Source organism: Legionella sp. (assembly GCF_049790535.1).
GTDB lineage: Bacteria > Pseudomonadota > Gammaproteobacteria > Legionellales > Legionellaceae > Legionella.
Genome location: NZ_JBAQZB010000099.1, coordinates 1 through 19,117, shown reverse-complemented (window position 1 = coordinate 19,117; position 19,117 = coordinate 1). Strand labels below are relative to the sequence as shown.

Sequence of the window (19,117 nt, the reverse complement as noted above, 5' to 3'; positions counted from 1 at the left end):
TGGCTTTGAGTAATTATACTAATTCGATTTCAGAACCTATAATTAGGGTAGAGCTAATTAAAGCACACTATTTTATCCGAGCAAAATACGATGTCTGTATTAAAATTCATATTTATTTCCACTCAACCTTATAGAAAATATTTATTAGGTATGTTTTTTGTGGTATGTGCAATTTCCCTAGATAATAATGTTAAACCCTACCTTATTAAATTGCTGGTAGATACGGCTTGTGGATATAGCAAATTTAGCATTTGGAGTTTAGTGTATATATACGCTGGATTTCAAATCGTTACAACGCTAGCTTGGATCTTTAGTGATTGGTTGCATGCTAATTTTGTCCCTTCGTATAGAGCTCATATAGCATCGATATTGGCTAATAAAATTAGCTATTATTCCTATGCTTTTTTTCAAAATAATTTAAGTGGAAACATTTTAACTAAAATTAGTGATGCTTTTAGTCTCCTCCCAACACTTATTACAACTATAAATCATCAATTTATTCAATTTGGAGTGACGTTTTTTTTAACATTATTATTACTAGCTAAAGTCCATATATTATTTGTAATAGGGTTATTTGTATGGATCTTATTTTTCTTCTTGGTTGCTATTATAGGATTACAAAAAGCCACTCCTTTTTCAAAGCGTTATGCTGAATCTCGAGCTAAACTTTGGGGATATTTAACAGATTATTTAGTAAATATATTAAATGTAAAATTGTTTACAAATTCAACAATGGAAAAGAGCATATTTCACAACTTAGCAGAAAATTTCAAAAAAGAAGGACGCGCTCAAGGCTATTTTCTGATGAGGCTTTATATAATCCAAGGTGGGTTCGTTTCTATTTACACGATATCATTTTTAATTGGTCTTCTTTATTTGCAGCATAAAAATCTAATTTCTCCAGGGGATTTTGCTTTAGTTTTTATGCTTAACTTTAAAATTTCCGATACGATGTTTGAACTTTCTAATCATCTTCGTGATTTCACAACGAGCTGGGGAACAGTCGACCAAGCATTAAAAACATTAAATACCACGCCTGAAATCTTAAATAAAACTGATGCCATAAAGCTTTCTGTAAATAAAGGCGAAATTCTTTTCGATAAAGTAAGTTTTCAGTACAAAGAAATTCAACCTCTTTTTCAAAATAAAAATATTACTATTGAAGCAGGTAAAAAAATAGGTTTAGTCGGCCATTCTGGAGGAGGAAAATCAACATTTGTTAATTTAATTCTTCGATTATTCGATGTTGATGAAGGAAGCATTCTTATCGATGGCCATGATATTCGAAATGTTACTCAAGCCTCGCTACACTCTGCTATAGGTGTGATTCCGCAAGAACCTTCATTATTTCATCGTACAATAATGGAAAATGTACGATATGGGAAAATTGATGCTAGTGATGAGGAAGTTATTAATGCATGCAAACAAGCGCAGATTCATGAGTTTATTTCCACACTTCCTTTAGGATATAACACAATAGTTGGTGAGAGAGGAACTAAACTCTCTGGTGGGCAGCGTCAACGCATAGCAATCGCAAGATGTATTCTTAAAAATGCATTGATTCTTATATTGGATGAAGCAACTTCACAGCTAGACTCTGTTACTGAAAAAAATATACAAGATTCGTTATGGAACTTAATGCAGGGAAAAACAACTCTTGTCATTGCTCACCGTTTATCAACATTATTGGAAATGGACCGTGTTATTGTGTTTGATCGAGGAAAAATTATTAGTGACGGCACCCATCAGGATTTGCTCATTAAGTCAAAAACGTATAAATCTCTTTGGAGTACGCAAATAGGTAGTTTTTTATCCGAGCAAGAGCAATATGAACTCATCGCTAGAGAATGACAAGGAGTAATAAGTGCAAAATTTTCTAGGAAATATTAGGGCTACTTTCATTGTATATATTTTATTTCATAATGTATTACATGCGGAAATTATTCAAGAAACTGTATTACCATTAAAGTTTAACACGGGTAATGAAGTCCATGGATTGCCCTCATGCAGTATAAAAATACAGGGAAAAGATATTCCGGTTATTTTAGATACAGGAGCATCAAAGTATGAGCTCGCGTTAAGCCGATATGCTTTAAAAAATATTAAAGTGGTTTATCATTCTAAAAAAGAATGTAGCAAAACTATTTCATCTGAATTCTGTGCAGAAACTTTTATCATACCTGAATTAAAAATCGGAACGTTTTTTTTATATAACGTCAAGGGCATAATAATGCCTAAGTTGTGGGGCGGGAACGATGCCAATTTTAAATATACTGAAGCCTCAAAAAATGGAGTAATAGGCCTTCGGTTGCTTTTACACTATGGATTATTGCTTGATTATGCTAACTCACGAGCGATTTTAACTAAAGCTAACCTACCTCCTCAAAATTATGACATAACATCTTGGATAAAGATTCCATTTAATTTTCAAGGTGGAATCTTAACGACGGCAAAAATAAATGGAGAGATTAAAAAATTGATTTGGGACACAGGCGCAAATCCTTCCATTATTCGTGCCACAGATATGATAAGTAAATCCAGTATGCCTTGTCCTCGAGATGCTTATTACAATGAATCAGGCTGCTCTGTTATCAAAACGCAACAATTTTCTATAAATAAAGAAATTATTCCAAATAACTGGTTTATGCTTAGCTCTCTAGATAAATCAATCCCTTTTGATGGTTTTGTAGGATCTAATTATTATGAAAAAAATGTCTTATTCTTTGATTTTAATAATAAATTAATATACATCCAGAAGAATGAATAACTATTTTCTCTTCTTAATCTTCTTGAAAAATAAATTGGGGTAAGAATTTAATTTTATAGGGCCTTAATAAACACTTAAAAAAAGGTTTGCCAACAATAAAGTTCGTCAGTAAAATCGCCACGTTAAACAAAAAATGATTTTTGATATAGATGAATCTAACCACTAAAAGGAGCTTTACTATGAATATTAAATTTTCTAAATCATCCCTTACTGCGATACTTCTAAGCTTTGCGAGTGCCTCATTTTCCAATCAAGTAACTTTTGTTAATGGTTCCTCAACTTCTGAAAGCATGAATGTAGCATATAAAACTATTGTGGAAGATCATGGAAAAACTTTAATCCAGGAGAAATTATTGAATGTACCGGCCGGAACAGCAGTAAATCTTCCGTTAGACAATCATTCTTCTGTAGGAGTAGTTCCTGTTTCAGTTAACGGACATTTGATTCCAATGAATAGTAACTTTAGAGCTGAAGATACTTGTGCCGTCATGTTTGATGATAATCGTTCTTCGGCCAAATTAACACTGACCTATGTTGAGAAAACTAAAAATAATAAAGCATATATTTCATGTTCAAAAGAAATTAATTAACAATTTTCATCTGTGTCTTTTCTGAAAAGGATGAGCATTAATTGCTTATGTAGATCTCTCGATTTACTTGGGAGATCTGCAACTACTTAAAACTTATGCTACCCATTAGCTATATCATAAATATTTGAATATTTAAAAAAAGGAAAATTTGAGATGTCTAATCAATCCACACAACACTCTACCCACACCTCAAAACAAGTTACTAAGAATTTATTACAACATATCGATGTGACACAAGTAAAAGAATTATTACCACATAATGAATTTTTTAAGAGTAGTATGTCTGAATCCTGGTCAAAAGTAATCTGGTCACAATGTACTAGCTAACATTTGTTGCTCTTGATCCTTAGTATCATATTTCTATTTTTAGGTACTAAGGATATTAAATTTAGAGGAAAATAGTAGTTTTTTTCTTATGTTAGGTAAATGGATTATGTTAAAAAAAACTGAACTAGTTGTTTTACAGGCATCTGCATTTTGTAATATAAATTGTAAATATTGCTACCTCCCTGAAAGAAAAAATACAGAGCGAATGTCCGATGAAATATTAGAGATAACCTTAAAAAAAATATTACGAAGCGAGCTTCTCGCAAATGATGTTATGTTCCTATGGCATTCAGGGGAACCTTTGGCAGTTGGTACTCCTTTTTATGAACGGGTAATCGATTTAATAAAACAATATAACATTGATGCTAAAAAAATTTCTAATGCTGTACAAACCAATGCGACATTAATCACAGATGCATGGTGCGAGTTTTTTAAAAAGCATTCTTTTAGAGTTGGAATAAGTTTAGATGGCCCCTTATTTCTTCATGATGCAAACCGTATTGGTTGGAATGGTAAAGGTACGTTTGATCAAGTAATGAAAGGTGTTGCGCTACTTAAGAAACACCAAATTCCACTTTCTGCAATTTGTGTTATTACAAGAAAAACTTTAGATTATCCAAATGAACTATTAAGTTTTTTTGTAGACCATGGATTTACACATTTATCATTTTCTCTTGAGGAAACAGTGGGTGCTAATACGTCATCAAGTATAAATGATGGTAAAAATCAATTTGTTTCCGAAGAAATAAAGCAGAAATACGCTCAATTTATTCGTGCATTATTTAAACAATGGCTATCAATTAGAGATCAACTCTATATTCGTGATTTTGTTGAAATGTGTAGGAATATTACAGGTAATTTAGAGAATGTTGAGTTTAATCCTATTCCACAAGAAATAATGGAGCTAAATGTAATTACAATACAACGAAATGGTAATATTTCAACATATTGTCCCGAATTGGCAAGTGGAATAGATGGCGATCCCAATAAGTTTGTCATAGGGAATATATTACAAATAAACGAATTAAATGAAATAAAAGCAAATGTAAACTTTAGAAAAATAAAAACAGAAATAGCGAATGGTATTACAAACTGTAAACAAGCATGTGATTATTTTAAATTATGCGGGGGACGCTCACCATCAGTTAAAATGTATGAAAATAAATCTTTTGAAAGTACGGAAACCAAACATTGCCTCTTACATAGGCAGACTATGGCGAATGTCATAATTTCCGAACTTCAAGCATTGTAGTTACTTAAGTGTTTAATCCCTCCAGATAAAAATTAACTTAAATTGAGCAACGTTATGAGCCAAGATTTAGCTTATGAAGAGTATATCAGCATTAATTATATAAAAAATATGCTCAAAAAAAGTGGGTATGTACATGTCTCTACAAATTCTACGTTGGAAGATTTCTATGAACTAGCTAATATTCTCGGGGAAATTATTAATAAAAGCGATATTAATATTCTATTAAGTTCAGACCGCCTTTATAAACAACCTCAAAAAATAGATTTTCATACTGATGGCCCTGATGCTGATATTGTAGGATGGTTTTGCGTAAAACAAGATGCGTATCAGGGGCATAGCGCCTTACTAGATAGTCGACAAATTCTGAAGCACTTCTCTTGTGAGGAGTTAACTTTATTAGGAACTATCATGGTGACTTATCCTATAGGAAATAGTGTAAATAAAGAAGTACCTCTTATACAAAAAACTATAGCTGGACACTACGCCCTTTGTTATTTGCCATGGTCAGATCCAGATTTTAATCTGAGCCCATCCCAAAAAGCTATTTATAGTGCATTTAAATATGCAGTTAGTGAAGAGGCAAGCAAGCAATTAATCAGGATAAGACTACATAAAAACGAAATGCTATTAATTGACAACAAGCGTATCTTGCATGGAAGAGCAAAAATCGAAAAAAACTCACTCAGAATGCTAAAAAGAGTTTGGATAAATTGTGGTAATTATGAAACTGAGACTAATTTGGACATACTCTCACTTTAACTTATTAGAGTAACCTTTATGCCCATTATAAGTATTAGTATCGCTATCCCTCCTTTGAACCAAGAAATGAATGATAAATATATGGCGCTCAATTTAGATGCCTATTGTGCTCCTTTTTTAGAAAAAACAGTACTTTCATCGCAGCTATTTGGGAATTTAACAGATTATAATCTATATTTTTGTGAATTAAAAAAATTTTTAGCTTTAAATTATTTATATGATAATGAGCCATTTTCTATGGTAAATAAACGAATTGATTTGCTTTGGCATCAATTCATCTTATTTACCAGAGAATATCAGGATTTTTGCAATTGCTACTTTGGCAAGTTTATTCATCACTCACCAAGCCTAACTGAAGATGATCCTAAGATTGATTTAAGCAAAGAAAAAGAGCGCGCAGAAAAATTTTTTCAATTATATTTTATGACTTTTGGGCAACCTGTTGACTTATGGTTTTCTGATGAATTTTAAAATGTGGTATAAATTTATTAAAAAAGTAATTGGTAGATTCGCCGTTTCAAAATAATGAGTGAACGACATTAAATGTTAATTTTTTAACACTACCTAGAACATAGTTCAGATTTCGTATCATCGCTTACTTTGCTGTGCCCATTGCCATAGCAAAGCAGTGCGTAAGAAATCCTCTTATATACGAACAGTGGCTCAAGAGTTAATTGGTAATCGGCGTACTTTATTACGTTTCAAAGCATATAAGCTCTATTGTAATAGATGTAGGCGATACGATAATCAGCAATTCCCTGGCATTAAATAAACATCAGTGTTCGACGTGGCGTTTACAAGCAGCCGTATTTCATGACCATACTCGTGGTATTTCTCAAAAAGACCTTGCTCAACAATTTAAAAAAGGAAAAGCCACCATTGAGCGTTGGTATCATCGCCATTATCAGGAGCAAGCAAAAGAACTTATGAATACTCCCTGTCCCGTGGTGCTCAGTATCGATGAACATTTTTTTAGTCGGAAGCAGGGGTTTGCCACAACGCTCTGCGACCTTAAAAAGCATAAGATTTTTGACATTGTTAAGGGACGAAGCGAAGCAGACCTTTCCAGTTATCTGGCTTCCCTAGTCGGAAAAGAGCGAGTGAAAGTAGTCTGTATGGATTTGAGTAGTACCTATCATTCTATTGTGAAAAAACATTTTCCTAATTCTATTTCTTCTTTTCTATTCCCAGTTTTTGTCAGGCACAAAGGTTATTTTCACTGAAAGCTCTAAAATAAATTCTGCAACCTTGTTTGTTTGTTCTGGATAATCGGTATAGGCGTTGATATGAATTGGTCTATTGATACGTTTTTTGGTTTTTTTGGTTTCCTGAATCATTGCCTTGACTGTTTCGCCCTCGTTGCAGACGAAATAAACATCTTTTTCTGGACGACGTAAAAATTGTGCACTAAACGATTTAAACACTAGAGCAACTTTACAGTGGGCAAGATCTGCGTGATAAAAACCATGTAAGCCTGCAGCTAAATCAGCACCAACAGAGAGGGCCCCAAAATACATGGAGTTTAAATGATTCTTACTGCGTCGTGTTAATGGTAAGCAAATAACGATGTCTTGTGCAGTTAGTTTAATTAAACGAGGTTTTAAGTAGCCAATCATAGCTACTTTAAAATGACGGAAATACCAGAAAAATAATTTAAAACGAAACATATGACTCATTAATTTTCCTCTTTAATCATGCTCATATTTTGAATAATATAAGAGCCATTTGCTGTAGGGTTGGTGGCAATGACGATTAACGAAAAGGCAATTTTTACCTTAATTTCTGGGAGCACTATTTCTTCATTAACACGCCAAAACTGTATTCCAGAAGCAATTCCTGAGTCTACAATGGTGGGTGTTTTAAGGAACTTAGGGTGGAGAATAAGTTGTTGCGCATGGATTTGTTGCAGATAGACACCAAGAAAGCCGCTGAGTGCATTCCATGCATACGGAGTAAATCCTTGTCTGTATTTTGTTACATCCATGCTATTGTAATTAAAATCTACTGATAAAGTAGTCATTAAGGTATTTTTTGTCCATTCTGTTACCTCCTGTGGATTTGCGGCATGAAGCACAGAAGAGAAAATCAGAATGGCAGCTAAATGAGAGAATTTCATTCTAAAATCCTTTTAAATTAATCAGTTATGTGTATTCTTGGTAACCTCTCAAGTTGTGGAAAAACTAGTCTCTACGTTCTACGGATAGGCGCAAAATGTAGGTAACTCAGTATGGTCCCACTCATTAAAAATTTTTTTGTTATTATATCAGAGTATGTTGAAGTTCACGAATCAAGCCAAAAAAGTCTATGCCTTTTGCAAATTTGCGGTCATAATTCTACTATACTAAAAAATTACCTACTTCTGACATGATATGATGTGGCAGAGTATTTACAATTAAACGATTCGATTTTATGCATACTATCAGTATTAGGGGAGCAAGAACCCACAATCTAAAAAACCTCGATATAGATTTACCTCGTGATCAATTAATTGTGATCACCGGTTTATCAGGATCTGGAAAATCTTCTTTAGCATTTGATACCTTGTATGCAGAGGGACAGCGACGTTATGTGGAATCATTATCTGCTTATGCGCGGCAATTTTTATCGATGATGGAAAAGCCGGATGTTGATTCTATTGAAGGTTTATCACCGGCAATTTCAATTGAACAAAAGGCGACTTCACATAATCCGCGTTCTACAGTGGGAACAATTACTGAAATTCATGATTATTTGCGTTTGCTGTATGCACGGGTTGGTGAACCTCGTTGTCCAATACATCATGTGAGTTTGCATGCGCAAACCGTGAGTCAGATGGTTGATCATGTTTTAGCTTTGTCTGAAGACTCTAAAGTAATGATTTTGGCTCCAGTAGTGCGTGAACGTAAGGGAGAGCAAGTGCACTTGCTGCAACAATTGCAAGCAAAAGGCTATGTACGTGCTCGTATTGATGGCGAAATTTATGAGCTTGATTCACCACCTAAATTAGGTTTGCGTACCAAGCATACGATTGAAGTAGTTGTAGATCGTTTTAAAGTCAGGCCTGATATTGGGCAGCGTTTGAGTGAGTCTTTTGAAAATGCCTTAAATTTGGCAGAAGGCATTGTAATCGTTGCGTCAATGGAGAATAAATTTACCGATCTGGTGTTTTCCTCCAAATTTGCCTGTTCTGAATGTGGTTACAGTTTAAGTGAGTTAGAACCACGTCTTTTTTCGTTTAATAATCCTGTCGGAGCTTGTCCTACTTGCGATGGATTAGGCGTCGATCAATTTTTTGATCCTGAACGGGTGATCCATGATTCTACAGCCAGCTTGGCGGAAGGAGCTATTCGCGGCTGGGATAAAAAAACCTCTTATTATTATTCCATGCTGGAATCATTAGCTCGACACTAGGATTTTGATACGGATACTGCTTTTTGTAATTTGTCTGAAGACATAAAAAAAATAGTTTTATACGGTAGTGGACGTGAAGTTATTGAATTTTATTATCATCGGCCTAATGGTGGCTACATGATGAAGCGGCATGCTTTTGAAGGGATAATTCCTAATATGCAAAGGCGTTATCATGAATCAGATTCTGGTATGATACGTGAGGATCTTGCTAAATATTTATCGTCACGGCCTTGTCAAAGTTGTCATGGTGCTCGTTTACGAGAAGAAGCGTGTCATGTGTTTATTGATGATAAAAACTTACCGGAACTTGTTGCCTATTCTATAGAAAAATCGTATGAATTTTTTAAAAATTTACGCTTAACTGGTTACAAAGGTCAGATTGCTGCCAAAATTAATAAAGAAATTGTCGAGCGTTTAGGCTTTTTAGTCAATGTAGGTTTAGATTATCTTTCCCTGGGGCGTAGTGCAGAAACATTATCAGGTGGTGAAGCGCAACGTATTCGATTAGCCAGTCAAATTGGTTCTGGATTAGTCGGGGTGATGTACATTTTAGACGAACCCTCCATCGGACTGCATCAGCGTGATAATGATCGCTTATTAAAAACTTTGATGCATTTACGTGATCAAGGTAATACCGTTATTGTGGTTGAACACGATGAAGATGCGATTCGTAATGCTGATTATATTTTGGATATAGGACCTGGCGCGGGGGTTCATGGGGGTACAATTGTTGCGAGCGGAACACTCAATGACGTAATGGATAATCCTGATTCTTTGACAGGACAATATTTATCAGGCAAACAAACCATTGTAATTCCTGAGCAACGTTTGCCGGTCAATACAGAAAAAATGATTCATCTAAAAGGTATTACCTGTAATAATTTACAACAAGTTAATGTGAGTATTCCCTTGGGTATAATCACATGCATTACTGGGGTTTCAGGTTCAGGAAAATCCAGTTTGATTAACGATACACTTTATCCAATAGCTGCTAATCTGCTTAATAGAGCAAGCTTATTTACCTCGGGCACAGTAGAAGAAATCTCAGGTGTCAATCAATGCGATAAGGTGATTGATATTGATCAAAGTCCCATCGGTCGTACACCGCGTTCTAATCCAGCAACTTATACGGGTTTATTTACCCACGTTAGGGAATTATTTTCAGGAACACCCGAGTCGCGCGCCCGTGGTTATCAACCTGGTCGTTTTAGTTTTAATGTACGTGGGGGACGATGTGAAGCATGTCAGGGTGATGGGCTCATTAAAGTAGAAATGCACTTTTTGCCAGATATTTATGTAGCCTGTGATGTATGTCAGGGTAAACGTTACAATAGAGAAACGTTAGATATTCAATATAAAGGAAAGAATATACATGAAGTTTTAGATATGGCCGTTGAAGATGCCTGTGGTTTTTTTGCAGCAATTCCTGTGTTGGCCAGAAAATGCCAAACATTAATGGATGTGGGATTGTCTTATATCAAATTAGGACAAAGTTCGACAACCCTTTCAGGTGGTGAAGCACAAAGAATTAAGTTAGCACGTGAATTATCAAAACGAGGTACGGGCAGTACTTTATATATTCTTGATGAACCAACAACAGGCTTGCATTTCCATGATACGCGACAATTATTGTCTGTGCTATTTCGCTTACGTGATCAGGGCAATACGATTGTGATTATTGAACACAATTTGGATGTGATTAAAACAGCAGATTGGATTATTGACTTGGGACCTGAGGGTGGCAGTAAAGGCGGGTTGATTATAGCCACTGGAACTCCTGAGCAAGTAGCACTGTGTGAGCACTCTTATACAGGACAGTTTTTAAAACCCTTATTGAAACCCCAGTTGTGAGTTTTATTGAAGAAAATGTAACGTGTATCAACGAAGGGTAATACGTTTATAATCTCCATTTTTTGATCGATTATTCTATATTTATTCGCCTTTAAACTTTTTTTTTAGTGGTTTTCGAGCTATAACTTACATATAAGAAATTTTGCATAGGATAAAAAAATGGGTACGTTTCTAATTACGCTTTTAGTTATTGCAGTGCTTTTATTTTTATGGGCTATTGGTATTTATAACAGGCTAATACAATTAATTGAGACAATTAATAATGATAAAAAACAAATTGATATTCAATTGGATAGGCGTTATAAAGTATTCGAGTCATTAATTGACACAGTAAAAAAATACATGGATTACGAACAAACTACATTGAAAGATGTAGTCGCTTTGCGAAATCAAGCACAAGCAGCTAAGACGGCGGGAGATGAACAGGGACGTATGGCAGCTGAGAATGGAATTTCGCAAATCGCATCTGGCATTAATGTAGTTTTTGAACGTTATCCTGAATTAAAGGCAAATCAAAATGTTATCCAATTACAAGAGGAAATCGTTAATACGGAAAATAAATTAGCTTATTCTAAACAGGCTTATAATGATGCAATTGAACGTTATAATGCGAAGAAAAAGTCGTTTTTTGAATCCATTATCGTTAATTTTTATTCTTCTGCTTTAAATAAAGACTTTTTGTATTGGGGCCTTCCTGAAGAGCAAATTCAAGCCAAAGAAGACTACACCGTAAAATTTTGAGTATAAACTATGAGTCTTGTAGATTATCATGGAGGTGCAGGCAACTGGCGCGAGCAAATTAAGAAAAATCAGCGCAAGACCCGTATGGTGATCGCATTATTTATTATTGTTTACTTTGCTGTGGGTTTTTTTGCGGATATTTTTGTTTTACAGACAATGCATCCGCAGAGTACTTTGCAGCAAGATGTTTATGCCTTGGTTAATCTACGTGTTATCCCTTATGCGACACTACTTATGGTTGGTTTAGCAGTGGTATCTTTGCTGATTACCTATTCTCTTTATGACCGTATCATGTTATTGGGTACTGAGTATCATGAGATTACACCGCAAACTGTTCAAAATGTACAAGAGCAACAATTATATAATGTCGTAGAGGAGATGACGGTTGCTGCAGGTTTATCCTATGTACCCAAAGTTTTTATTATCGAAGCGGATTACATGAATGCTTTTGCTAGTGGTTATAGCGAAAAATCGGCAATGGTGGCAATTACTCGTGGTTTAATTAATAAATTGGATAGGGCTGAACTGCAAGCAGTAATGGCTCATGAATTAAGTCACATCAGACATTATGATATTAAATTGACTTTAACTGTAGCGGTTTTAAGCAATATTCTTTTAATTGTGGTTGATGTTTTATTTTATTCGGTCTTATTTAGGCGTGATAACCGACGCGATGATAATCGATTATTAATGGTTATTATGATACTTCGTTATGTGCTGCCATTATTAACGGTGTTACTAACTTTGTTTTTAAGCCGTACCAGAGAATATATGGCAGATGCTGGTTGTGTTGAGTTGATGCGTAACAATGAACCTTTAGCGCGAGCATTAGTTAAAATTAATGCAGATCATGCGCAACATGCAGAATATTATTCTGCAGAATATGGTAATACACCTCATGAACAGGTGCGGCGTGCCTCATATCTTTTTGATTCTTCAGATATTGATCCTGTGAAGTCTTTAAGCAGTGCTTTTGATACCCATCCCTCCATAAAACAGCGCTTAAACGCCTTGGGTTTCAGGCCTAAGTAAACTGTTTTTTAAAATTTATCCGTAAATTTAATTGTTCCATTCTTCTTTTATATGTGAGACCTTAGTGGCTTCAGACGTTAAGCGACTATTAAATCGATTTTTTACACCAATCACAGAAATAATTTTTAGTTTTCGAGGCACTGTTGATAAGTATGTGGGCGATATGATCGTTGTTTTTTTTGGCTCCTATTGATTGATCTTGCTACCAATAAAGAGATCGCGAGATTTTTATTCACGCAATCCCACCCCTTTTTTTAACAAAATTAAATTAAGTAAGGTTAATAAAACCAACATAAGACAAATAATACTCAGCGCCAAACCGAAATTGACTTCGCTTTGTCCAATCATCGCCTGTCTGAGTGCATTAACCATATATAAAATGGGATTTAACCAGGATATTTTTTGCCATGTTTCAGGCAACATGTTCGTACTGTAAAAAACACCGCCTAAATAGGTTAGTGGGGTGAGCACAAAGGTGGGTACAATCATAATGTCATCAAAATTGCGAGCTATCATTGCATTAGTAAAGCCAGCTAATGAAAATACAGCAGCAACCAGCAATACCACTAATAAGGTTAACGGTAAATGATTTAATTCGATGGTTAAGAAAAAACAGGTAATAATAAAAACCAACACTGCAACAATAAATCCTCGTACAACTCCACCCAAGACGTAGCCTAATAATAAAACACCATTACGCATAGGGCTAATGAGCATTTCTTCAATACTTTTTTGAAAACGTACACTAAATAAGGAGGTAGATACATTCCCGTATGAGTTCACAATTACAGACATCATAATTAACCCAGGCGCGATAAACATGGGATAACTTACACCTTGAATCAGACCAATACGTGGTCCAATTAAGCTACCAAAAATCAAAAAATAAAGGGTTGTGGTGATCACTGGAGGTAAAAAAACCTGGCTTGCAATGCGAAACATCCGTACCATTTCGCGTCGTACCAGAGTATATAATCCAACAATTTGTTGTTTAATGGCCATTTTTTATCAAATCCAAAAAAAGTTCTTCAAGACGGTTTGTTTTATTACGCATACTGTGGATAGTAATTCCTTCTTTGGAAAGCGTAGTAAAAACCTCATTTAAGCTTAAATTATTATCAACCCGTACTTCAAATGTATTCGAGTCGATAAGTGTTGAGTGTGGGAAAGGCAGATCCGATAATGCATCAATAGCGTTTTTTGTATTAAAAACAAAGGTTTGATGATGCAATGTTTGCAGCAATGCCTTCATTGAAGAGTTTTTAATAATGTGTCCCTTATCAATAATGGCAATGTTTTTACATAATTGTTCTGCTTCTTCCAAATAATGGGTAGTCAAAATAATCGTGGTGCCTTCAGCATTTGTACGCCTTAAAAATTCCCACATACTGTGTCTGATTTCAATATCGACGCCTGCAGTAGGTTCGTCAAGAATAAGAACTTTAGGTTGATGCACTAAAGCTCTTGCAATCATTAAGCGGCGCTTCATTCCACCCGATAAATGACGTACGATGGAATATCGTTTTTCCCACAGACCGAGTTGTTCTAGTAGTGAATGGGCGCGAGGAAGAGCCTTTGAACGTGAAATTCCATAATAGCCTGCTTGATTTAACAAAATTTGTTCGCAATTTTCAAATATATTAAGGTTAATTTCCTGAGGTACTAGACCTAAACATGATTTTGCTTGTTCCGGCTCCTTCTCAAGATCGTAACCATGAATGTGGATACTCCCTGAAGTTTTATTAAGTAGTGTTGTTATTAAGCCAATGGTAGTGGATTTTCCTGCGCCATTAGCTCCAAGCAAGGCAAAAAAATCACCGGTTTTTATCGTTAAATCAATATCTTTTAATGCCTGTACTCCATTAGCATAGGTTTTTGATAATTGTTTAATATTTAAAGCATGCATAGAAAACTTTGAAAATAAAAATATTATTATACACAATTATTGTTGTTAAGCAGATTTTATTTCCGCTCACAATAAGGAGACACGGGAGCGATGTTTGGAAGCATCCCGGTTGGTGCCAACCCACGTGGGATAATTCAACAACCAATACAATCTATGTGACCAATCTTGGTAGTAATAGCGTCTCTGTCATTAATGGGGCTACCAATACGGTGATAGGCACCCCTATTTCTGTGGGTACTGCGCCATTTGGAATTGCCATAAACTAGAAGAGCATCAAAAAGCAATTCCTGCGCCCCGTCCATAACTGATTAAAGGTACAGAGTTATGGGTAATGTTATCATTGTAGGATGTAGGAATTTAAGTTGCGAGAAAATTATCAGAGTTGTGCTCCGAAAATGCTTTAAGCTCTTAGAGAATAGAAGAATAAATTATAAAACTTAGTTTTAAATAGATTACACCTGTGATTAAGCGCGCGTTTTCATCCAGCCAGTAATACTATAACGTGGTTGATGAGTAATACATACTTCATGAGGTAGATCGCTTTTAAAGCAAATAAAACGATTTTCTTGGGGTACAACCCTTTGAATAAGTTGTTCCTCTTGATTATAGAGCTTTAATTCTCCTCCATATTCTTCTTGCCAATTTTTATTTAAATAATAAACAAAAGATATTTTTCTGGTTTTTTGTGTGGCAAATTGATCAATATGCTTTTTATAGTAAGTCCCAGGCTGATAGTTAGCAAAATGAGTTTCAAGTTCGTTTAAACTCAAAAATAGGGAATGGTTAAATAACTGTGCTAAGTGGGTTACTTGTGCTAAAAAAGAGTGTGTTAGGGGATTCGTTTCATTCTCTTCTAACCATAAAATCTTATCGCTGCGAATGGCTTCATTTTTATGTGATCCTCCTAGACCGATTTTAGCGCTGCGAAACAAACCTTGATCATAAAGATCTTGAGCAGTAGCGCGTAATGCCTGGCATTGTTTTTGTTGCAGAAAATTATCGATAATCGAGAATCCTTGGGTACATAGATTGTAAGTAATGAGATCGTGATTCATCGAAATACACGTCCGTCGAGTAGATATTCATAGTCGCGCCATTGTGGCATGAAAGTGCTCATTAGCTGATAAAATCGTTTGTTATGACTCGCCTCTAGCAAGTGTACTAATTCATGAACAAGGACATACTCCAAACATTTTTGTGGTTTTTTAATCAGATTTAGATTTAACCAGATTCGCGCGACCTTGGTGTTACATGAACCCCAACGAGTTTTCATTTTCTTTATTCCCCATTGAGCTACCTTTACCTCAACAATAGCTTGCCAATGTTGAATTAAATCAGGAAGTAAGGAGGTCATTTGTTGTCGATACCAGTTATCAAGAATTGCTCTTCTTTGAGCTTGTGAGCAATTGGGTTGAAGGTAACAGTGAAGCAATGTATCATTGATTTTAATGTGGGTTGGGCCATGGTGTTCTTCAATGATTAATAAATAATCTTTTCCCATAAAGGGTATTGTTACTCCAGTCTGAATCATTGGATTTTCATGGATAGAGCGACTGCGAATGCGTTCACGCTGTTCCAGAATCCAGGTTTTTTTTCGTTCAAGAGTTTGCTGAATTAATCGTTCGCTAAATTTAAGCGGCGCACTTACTTTTATTAATCCATCAGGTGGGTAAATGCGTAAATTTATATTTTTAACAGGCTTTCTTAATAGTTCTATTGCAATGCCATCAAATTCAATAATCATGAAGAGATACTTATAGGAATTATTCGGATAATTTTACTACCTTTCGGCTCCGATACAAGGACTGTCTATATATTCTCCATTGATATTTAAAACCATATTCATACTAGCTCGTTGGTATCGCGCAAGAATGTCATATTGTTCTTTAGTGATATAGCCATAAGAATGATTGCAATAAACTAAAGATCGCGCAGCAGGTTTAGGTGTAACTTGCATAGGAAGTTCACAATCCCAACGAAAATGGGTTAAATCGCAATAGGCAAATGCTATATTAAGTGGTAAAAGAAATAAAGCCAGCGTTATATATCCTTTCTTTTTCATTGCGCTCATCATCCGCATATTTATTTTTTTTAAGTATAGGATAATAATCTTAGAAAAACAGTTGTTTGTAACAAGGATAGTTATGTTTTCATCAAGTGCTACATACCTCATTGCTCTTCATGAGGGGGATTACCTTCGTTATTTAGAGTGGCGCTTTTGTTGAGAAAAAATATCATGAAGCGAATAGGCAATTTGGTTCTGATGTACTCATGGATTGTCTGATTTTTGAATGGTTAAATTATGGTTTTAAAAGTCAAGATATTGAAAAAATTTTGGGTTTATATGCTCTTTATGAATTGGATGGAAATCCGTTACAAGCAGGAAAATATGCTTTTTTGCTTATGACAATTAGTCCTGTATTTTTTGCTTGTATGGCATTTGTTTTTCTCAATTTGAGCAGCAGTTTATTTACAACGGTATTAATACCCAATGAAACAACAGTTTCTCAGTCGGCAATGACTCCTGAAGTTTAAACTAGGTTTCATAATGAAGAGAACCTCTCTCAAGAGCTTTGTGAGAGAGGAAAACTTTAATTAATCCGCTTTTTTGCTTGTTAGTTTTTCTTTGATACGTGCAGCACGTCCAGCTAAATTACGTAAATAATAAAGTTTAGCGCGACGCACATCACCACGTCTTTTTACAGTGATGCTATCAACAATCGGACTATAAGTTTGGAAAACACGCTCGACACCTACATTATGAGAAATTTTACGTACTGTAAATGCAGAATTTAAACCACGATTACGCTTTGCAATTACAATCCCTTCAAAAGCCTGTAAACGCTCACGGGTTCCTTCAATTACTTTCACTTGAACTAGAACAGTATCACCTGGGCTAAACTCCGGAATTTCTTTACCTTGCATTTGCTCAGCATTTAGTTGGTCAATAATATTAGTCATGGATTACTCCTCAAATTGGTTTTTCCTTATTTATTAGGAATTACCGTGTTCGTACTTAAACTCAGCAAGGAGTTGCTGGTCTGTTTCATTTAATTCTATTTTCTCAAGTAAATCGGGTCGTTTAAGCCAAGTTTTACCAAGAGATTGTTTTTTTCGCCACAGTGCTATAGTTCTGTGATTGCCACTCAATAAAACCTGAGGAACCTCTAATCCGTTAATCGTTGCTGGTCGAGTATAATGTGGACAATCAAGCAAACCATTCATAAATGAATCTTGCTCTGCAGAACCCAGATGTCCAAGGCTACCTGGTATCAAGCGAATAATCGCATCAATGAACACCATAGCGGCCAACTCACCTCCACTTAAAACAAAATCTCCAAGAGACCATTCTTCATTTATATAATGGTGAAGAATGCGCTCATCAATCCCCTCATATCTACCTGCAATAAATAGCAAAGGTTGTTTAGCATTTACTACTTGATTCAAATCATTTTGGCGAATTGCCTTTCCTTGTGGGCTAAGATAAATCGTTTTGCAGTGACTTGGCATTTGGCTATGAGCTTGCTCAATTGCCGCTTGCAATGGTTCATACATCATGACCATTCCTGGTCCACCACCATAAGGTTTATCGTCAACTTGCCTATAAGGTCTGGAAGCCCATTCTCGCGGATTCCAAAGGTCGATTTTAGCTAACCCTTGCTCAATGGCGCGCCCCGTAATGCCATAATCCAATGCATTAAACAATTCAGGTATTAACGTAATCACTCCAAAATGAAGCATTACTTAAAAGTCCGTATCCCAGTCAACAGTAATGAGCTGTTGCGCGTTATCGATGTCTAATATAAATTTACCAGGCACATAAGGAATTAAATGTCTTCTTTCACCTCTCACTACAAGTACATCATTGGAACCTGTAGGAATGATTTCAGTAACTTTACCAAATGGATCACCTTGTAAATTAATCACACTCATACCTATTAACTGATGCCAGTAATATTCACCGGATTTTAGTTCTTCAAGCTGTTCCTGCTGAACGGCAATTTCTCTATTAGTCAGATGAGAAGCTACTAGTTCACGTTCTGAATAACCGTCAATTTCAGCTATTATGAATTTGTTTTGTACTTTTGCACATAACAGCTTAATGGGTTGCCATTTATTGTTAATAAACACATGCCAATTCGTATACCTCAGAATATTATCAAGAGGTTCCGTAAAGGAGTGAACCGTAACACAACCTTTAACACCATGAGCTCGGCCAAAACGACCAATGACCACCCAATGTTCCTGATGACTCACGTAATTAAGCAGCAGTATTTTTTTTGTTAAATTCTTTTATCAGCGCGCTTACACGATCAGACATCTGAGCACCTACTTTTTGCCAGTGACTTAATTTTTCAGTATCAATGTGTAACCGAACCTCTTGTCCACGCGCTACAGGATTAAAATAACCAATGCGCTCAATATAACTACCATCGCGTCTCTTGCGACTATCGGTAACAACCATGTGATAAAACGGACGCTTTTTAGCGCCACCTCTTGAT

The 19,117-nt window shown here is 35.4% G+C and carries 21 protein-coding genes and 3 pseudogenes; 13 read left to right on the top strand and 11 right to left on the bottom strand.

The features are described from left to right. Nucleotides 1-90 precede the first annotated feature (90 nt). The 8 genes and pseudogenes from WA877_RS05935 to WA877_RS05900 all read left to right on the top strand — a co-directional run. Nucleotides 91-1,851, top strand: coding sequence for an ABC transporter ATP-binding protein (locus WA877_RS05935; RefSeq protein WP_425170010.1), 1,761 nt, complete (start codon nt 91-93; stop codon nt 1,849-1,851). 13 nt (nt 1,852-1,864) lie between these two features. Beyond that, a complete protein-coding gene (locus WA877_RS05930) occupies nt 1,865-2,767 on the top strand; it encodes an aspartyl protease family protein (RefSeq protein ID WP_425170009.1) in 903 nt (300 codons plus the stop codon). Nucleotides 2,768-2,946: 179 nt separating this feature from the next. Further along, entirely contained in the window at nt 2,947-3,357 is a 411-nt protein-coding gene (locus WA877_RS05925; protein ID WP_425170008.1) for a hypothetical protein, read from the top strand. A gap of 153 nt (nt 3,358-3,510) precedes the next feature. After that, a complete protein-coding gene (locus WA877_RS05920; protein WP_425170007.1) occupies nt 3,511-3,684 on the top strand; it encodes a hypothetical protein in 174 nt (57 codons plus the stop codon). Nucleotides 3,685-3,790: 106 nt separating this feature from the next. Further along, nucleotides 3,791-4,936, top strand: coding sequence for a cyclophane-forming radical SAM/SPASM peptide maturase GrrM/OscB (grrM, locus tag WA877_RS05915; protein WP_425170006.1), 1,146 nt, complete (start codon nt 3,791-3,793; stop codon nt 4,934-4,936). 54 nt (nt 4,937-4,990) lie between these two features. Then, nucleotides 4,991-5,695, top strand: a complete 705-nt coding sequence (locus tag WA877_RS05910) for a TauD/TfdA family dioxygenase (RefSeq protein ID WP_425170005.1) — start codon at nt 4,991-4,993, stop codon at nt 5,693-5,695. Between the two features lie 18 nt (nt 5,696-5,713). Continuing rightward, nucleotides 5,714-6,166 (top strand): glycine-rich domain-containing protein, encoded by a 453-nt coding sequence (locus tag WA877_RS05905; protein WP_425170004.1) that lies wholly within the window; start codon nt 5,714-5,716, stop codon nt 6,164-6,166. Nucleotides 6,167-6,278: 112 nt separating this feature from the next. Next, nucleotides 6,279-6,864: pseudogene (locus WA877_RS05900) on the top strand (transposase); the annotation flags it as partial. 12 nt (nt 6,865-6,876) lie between these two features. On the opposite strand, the gene WA877_RS05895 reads toward WA877_RS05900, so the two are convergent. Together WA877_RS05895 and WA877_RS05890 are read right to left on the bottom strand one after the other, a co-directional pair. Further along, nucleotides 6,877-7,371, bottom strand: coding sequence for a hypothetical protein (locus WA877_RS05895; RefSeq protein ID WP_425170003.1), 495 nt, complete (start codon nt 7,369-7,371; stop codon nt 6,877-6,879). Then, entirely contained in the window at nt 7,371-7,811 is a 441-nt protein-coding gene (locus WA877_RS05890; RefSeq protein WP_425170002.1) for a hypothetical protein, read from the bottom strand. The genes WA877_RS05895 and WA877_RS05890 overlap by 1 nt, the downstream gene beginning before the upstream one ends. A 293-nt stretch (nt 7,812-8,104) precedes the next feature. Here WA877_RS05890 and uvrA point away from each other — a divergent pair. From uvrA to htpX, 3 genes and pseudogenes are all read left to right on the top strand, one after another. Next, a pseudogene (uvrA, locus tag WA877_RS05885) lies at nt 8,105-10,936 on the top strand (excinuclease ABC subunit UvrA). Between the two features lie 159 nt (nt 10,937-11,095). Beyond that, nucleotides 11,096-11,677 (top strand): LemA family protein, encoded by a 582-nt coding sequence (locus WA877_RS05880; protein WP_425170001.1) that lies wholly within the window; start codon nt 11,096-11,098, stop codon nt 11,675-11,677. Nucleotides 11,678-11,686: 9 nt separating this feature from the next. Next, complete coding sequence (gene htpX, locus WA877_RS05875; protein ID WP_425170000.1) at nt 11,687-12,709, top strand: zinc metalloprotease HtpX; 1,023 nt, start codon at nt 11,687-11,689, stop codon at nt 12,707-12,709. Nucleotides 12,710-12,937: 228 nt separating this feature from the next. On the opposite strand, the gene WA877_RS05870 is transcribed toward htpX, so the two are convergent. Together WA877_RS05870 and WA877_RS05865 are read right to left on the bottom strand one after the other, a co-directional pair. Continuing rightward, the gene (locus tag WA877_RS05870; RefSeq protein WP_425169999.1) at nt 12,938-13,711 is read right to left on the bottom strand and encodes an ABC transporter permease; all 774 of its coding nucleotides are present in this window, start codon (nt 13,709-13,711) and stop codon (nt 12,938-12,940) included. Further along, entirely contained in the window at nt 13,701-14,615 is a 915-nt protein-coding gene (locus WA877_RS05865) for an ABC transporter ATP-binding protein (protein ID WP_425169998.1), read from the bottom strand. The genes WA877_RS05870 and WA877_RS05865 overlap by 11 nt, the downstream gene beginning before the upstream one ends. A 155-nt stretch (nt 14,616-14,770) precedes the next feature. On the opposite strand from WA877_RS05865, the gene WA877_RS05860 reads away from it, so the two are divergent. Next, complete coding sequence (locus WA877_RS05860) at nt 14,771-14,881, top strand: hypothetical protein (RefSeq protein WP_425169997.1); 111 nt, start codon at nt 14,771-14,773, stop codon at nt 14,879-14,881. A gap of 198 nt (nt 14,882-15,079) precedes the next feature. Here WA877_RS05860 and WA877_RS05855 read toward each other — a convergent pair whose 3' ends face one another. Genes WA877_RS05855 through WA877_RS05845 form a run of 3 tightly spaced genes read right to left on the bottom strand, consistent with a single transcriptional unit; the run spans nt 15,080 to nt 16,677 of the window. Further along, nucleotides 15,080-15,670, bottom strand: a complete 591-nt coding sequence (locus WA877_RS05855; protein WP_425169996.1) for a 2OG-Fe(II) oxygenase — start codon at nt 15,668-15,670, stop codon at nt 15,080-15,082. After that, nucleotides 15,667-16,359 carry a M48 family metallopeptidase gene (locus WA877_RS05850; RefSeq protein ID WP_425169995.1) on the bottom strand — a complete coding sequence of 231 codons (693 nt, stop codon included), beginning with the start codon at nt 16,357-16,359 and terminating at the stop codon, nt 15,667-15,669. Before WA877_RS05850 ends, WA877_RS05855 begins: the two co-directional genes overlap by 4 nt. Nucleotides 16,360-16,395: 36 nt before the next feature. Then, nucleotides 16,396-16,677: a hypothetical protein gene (locus tag WA877_RS05845; protein WP_425169994.1), complete on the bottom strand. Its 282-nt coding sequence runs from the start codon at nt 16,675-16,677 to the stop codon at nt 16,396-16,398. Between the two features lie 164 nt (nt 16,678-16,841). On the opposite strand from WA877_RS05845, the pseudogene WA877_RS05840 reads away from it, so the two are divergent. Beyond that, nucleotides 16,842-17,150 (top strand): annotated as a pseudogene (locus tag WA877_RS05840) (hypothetical protein); the annotation flags it as partial. A 60-nt stretch (nt 17,151-17,210) separates the two neighbouring features. Here WA877_RS05840 and rplS read toward each other — a convergent pair. The 4 genes from rplS to rpsP form a co-directional block, all read right to left on the bottom strand. Further along, a complete protein-coding gene (gene rplS / locus WA877_RS05835; protein WP_425169993.1) occupies nt 17,211-17,576 on the bottom strand; it encodes a 50S ribosomal protein L19 in 366 nt (121 codons plus the stop codon). Nucleotides 17,577-17,609: 33 nt separating this feature from the next. Beyond that, on the bottom strand, nt 17,610-18,356 hold the full coding sequence (trmD, locus tag WA877_RS05830) for a tRNA (guanosine(37)-N1)-methyltransferase TrmD (protein WP_425169992.1): 747 nt from the start codon (nt 18,354-18,356) through the stop codon (nt 17,610-17,612). 3 nt (nt 18,357-18,359) lie between these two features. After that, nucleotides 18,360-18,872, bottom strand: a complete 513-nt coding sequence (gene rimM / locus WA877_RS05825) for a ribosome maturation factor RimM (RefSeq protein WP_425169991.1) — start codon at nt 18,870-18,872, stop codon at nt 18,360-18,362. 4 nt (nt 18,873-18,876) lie between these two features. Beyond that, nucleotides 18,877-19,117 (bottom strand): 30S ribosomal protein S16 (rpsP, locus tag WA877_RS05820; protein ID WP_425169990.1); only part of this gene is annotated, 241 nt, incomplete at its 5' end.

Excerpts from the sequence above, each read along its gene's own strand:
- WA877_RS05935 (WP_425170010.1), top strand. The coding sequence starts at position 91 with ATGTCTGTATTAAAATTCATATTTATTTCCACTCAACCTTATAGAAAA.
- WA877_RS05925 (WP_425170008.1), top strand. The coding sequence starts at position 2,947 with ATGAATATTAAATTTTCTAAATCATCCCTTACTGCGATACTTCTAAGC.
- WA877_RS05920 (WP_425170007.1), top strand. The coding sequence starts at position 3,511 with ATGTCTAATCAATCCACACAACACTCTACCCACACCTCAAAACAAGTT.
- grrM (WP_425170006.1), top strand. The coding sequence starts at position 3,791 with ATGTTAAAAAAAACTGAACTAGTTGTTTTACAGGCATCTGCATTTTGT.
- WA877_RS05910 (WP_425170005.1), top strand. The coding sequence starts at position 4,991 with ATGAGCCAAGATTTAGCTTATGAAGAGTATATCAGCATTAATTATATA.
- WA877_RS05905 (WP_425170004.1), top strand. The coding sequence starts at position 5,714 with ATGCCCATTATAAGTATTAGTATCGCTATCCCTCCTTTGAACCAAGAA.
- WA877_RS05895 (WP_425170003.1), bottom strand. The coding sequence starts at position 7,371 with ATGAGTCATATGTTTCGTTTTAAATTATTTTTCTGGTATTTCCGTCAT.
- WA877_RS05890 (WP_425170002.1), bottom strand. The coding sequence starts at position 7,811 with ATGAAATTCTCTCATTTAGCTGCCATTCTGATTTTCTCTTCTGTGCTT.
- WA877_RS05880 (WP_425170001.1), top strand. The coding sequence starts at position 11,096 with ATGGGTACGTTTCTAATTACGCTTTTAGTTATTGCAGTGCTTTTATTT.
- htpX (WP_425170000.1), top strand. The coding sequence starts at position 11,687 with ATGAGTCTTGTAGATTATCATGGAGGTGCAGGCAACTGGCGCGAGCAA.
- WA877_RS05870 (WP_425169999.1), bottom strand. The coding sequence starts at position 13,711 with ATGGCCATTAAACAACAAATTGTTGGATTATATACTCTGGTACGACGC.
- WA877_RS05865 (WP_425169998.1), bottom strand. The coding sequence starts at position 14,615 with ATGCATGCTTTAAATATTAAACAATTATCAAAAACCTATGCTAATGGA.
- WA877_RS05855 (WP_425169996.1), bottom strand. The coding sequence starts at position 15,670 with ATGAATCACGATCTCATTACTTACAATCTATGTACCCAAGGATTCTCG.
- WA877_RS05850 (WP_425169995.1), bottom strand. The coding sequence starts at position 16,359 with ATGATTATTGAATTTGATGGCATTGCAATAGAACTATTAAGAAAGCCT.
- WA877_RS05845 (WP_425169994.1), bottom strand. The coding sequence starts at position 16,677 with ATGAAAAAGAAAGGATATATAACGCTGGCTTTATTTCTTTTACCACTT.
- rplS (WP_425169993.1), bottom strand. The coding sequence starts at position 17,576 with ATGACTAATATTATTGACCAACTAAATGCTGAGCAAATGCAAGGTAAA.
- trmD (WP_425169992.1), bottom strand. The coding sequence starts at position 18,356 with ATGCTTCATTTTGGAGTGATTACGTTAATACCTGAATTGTTTAATGCA.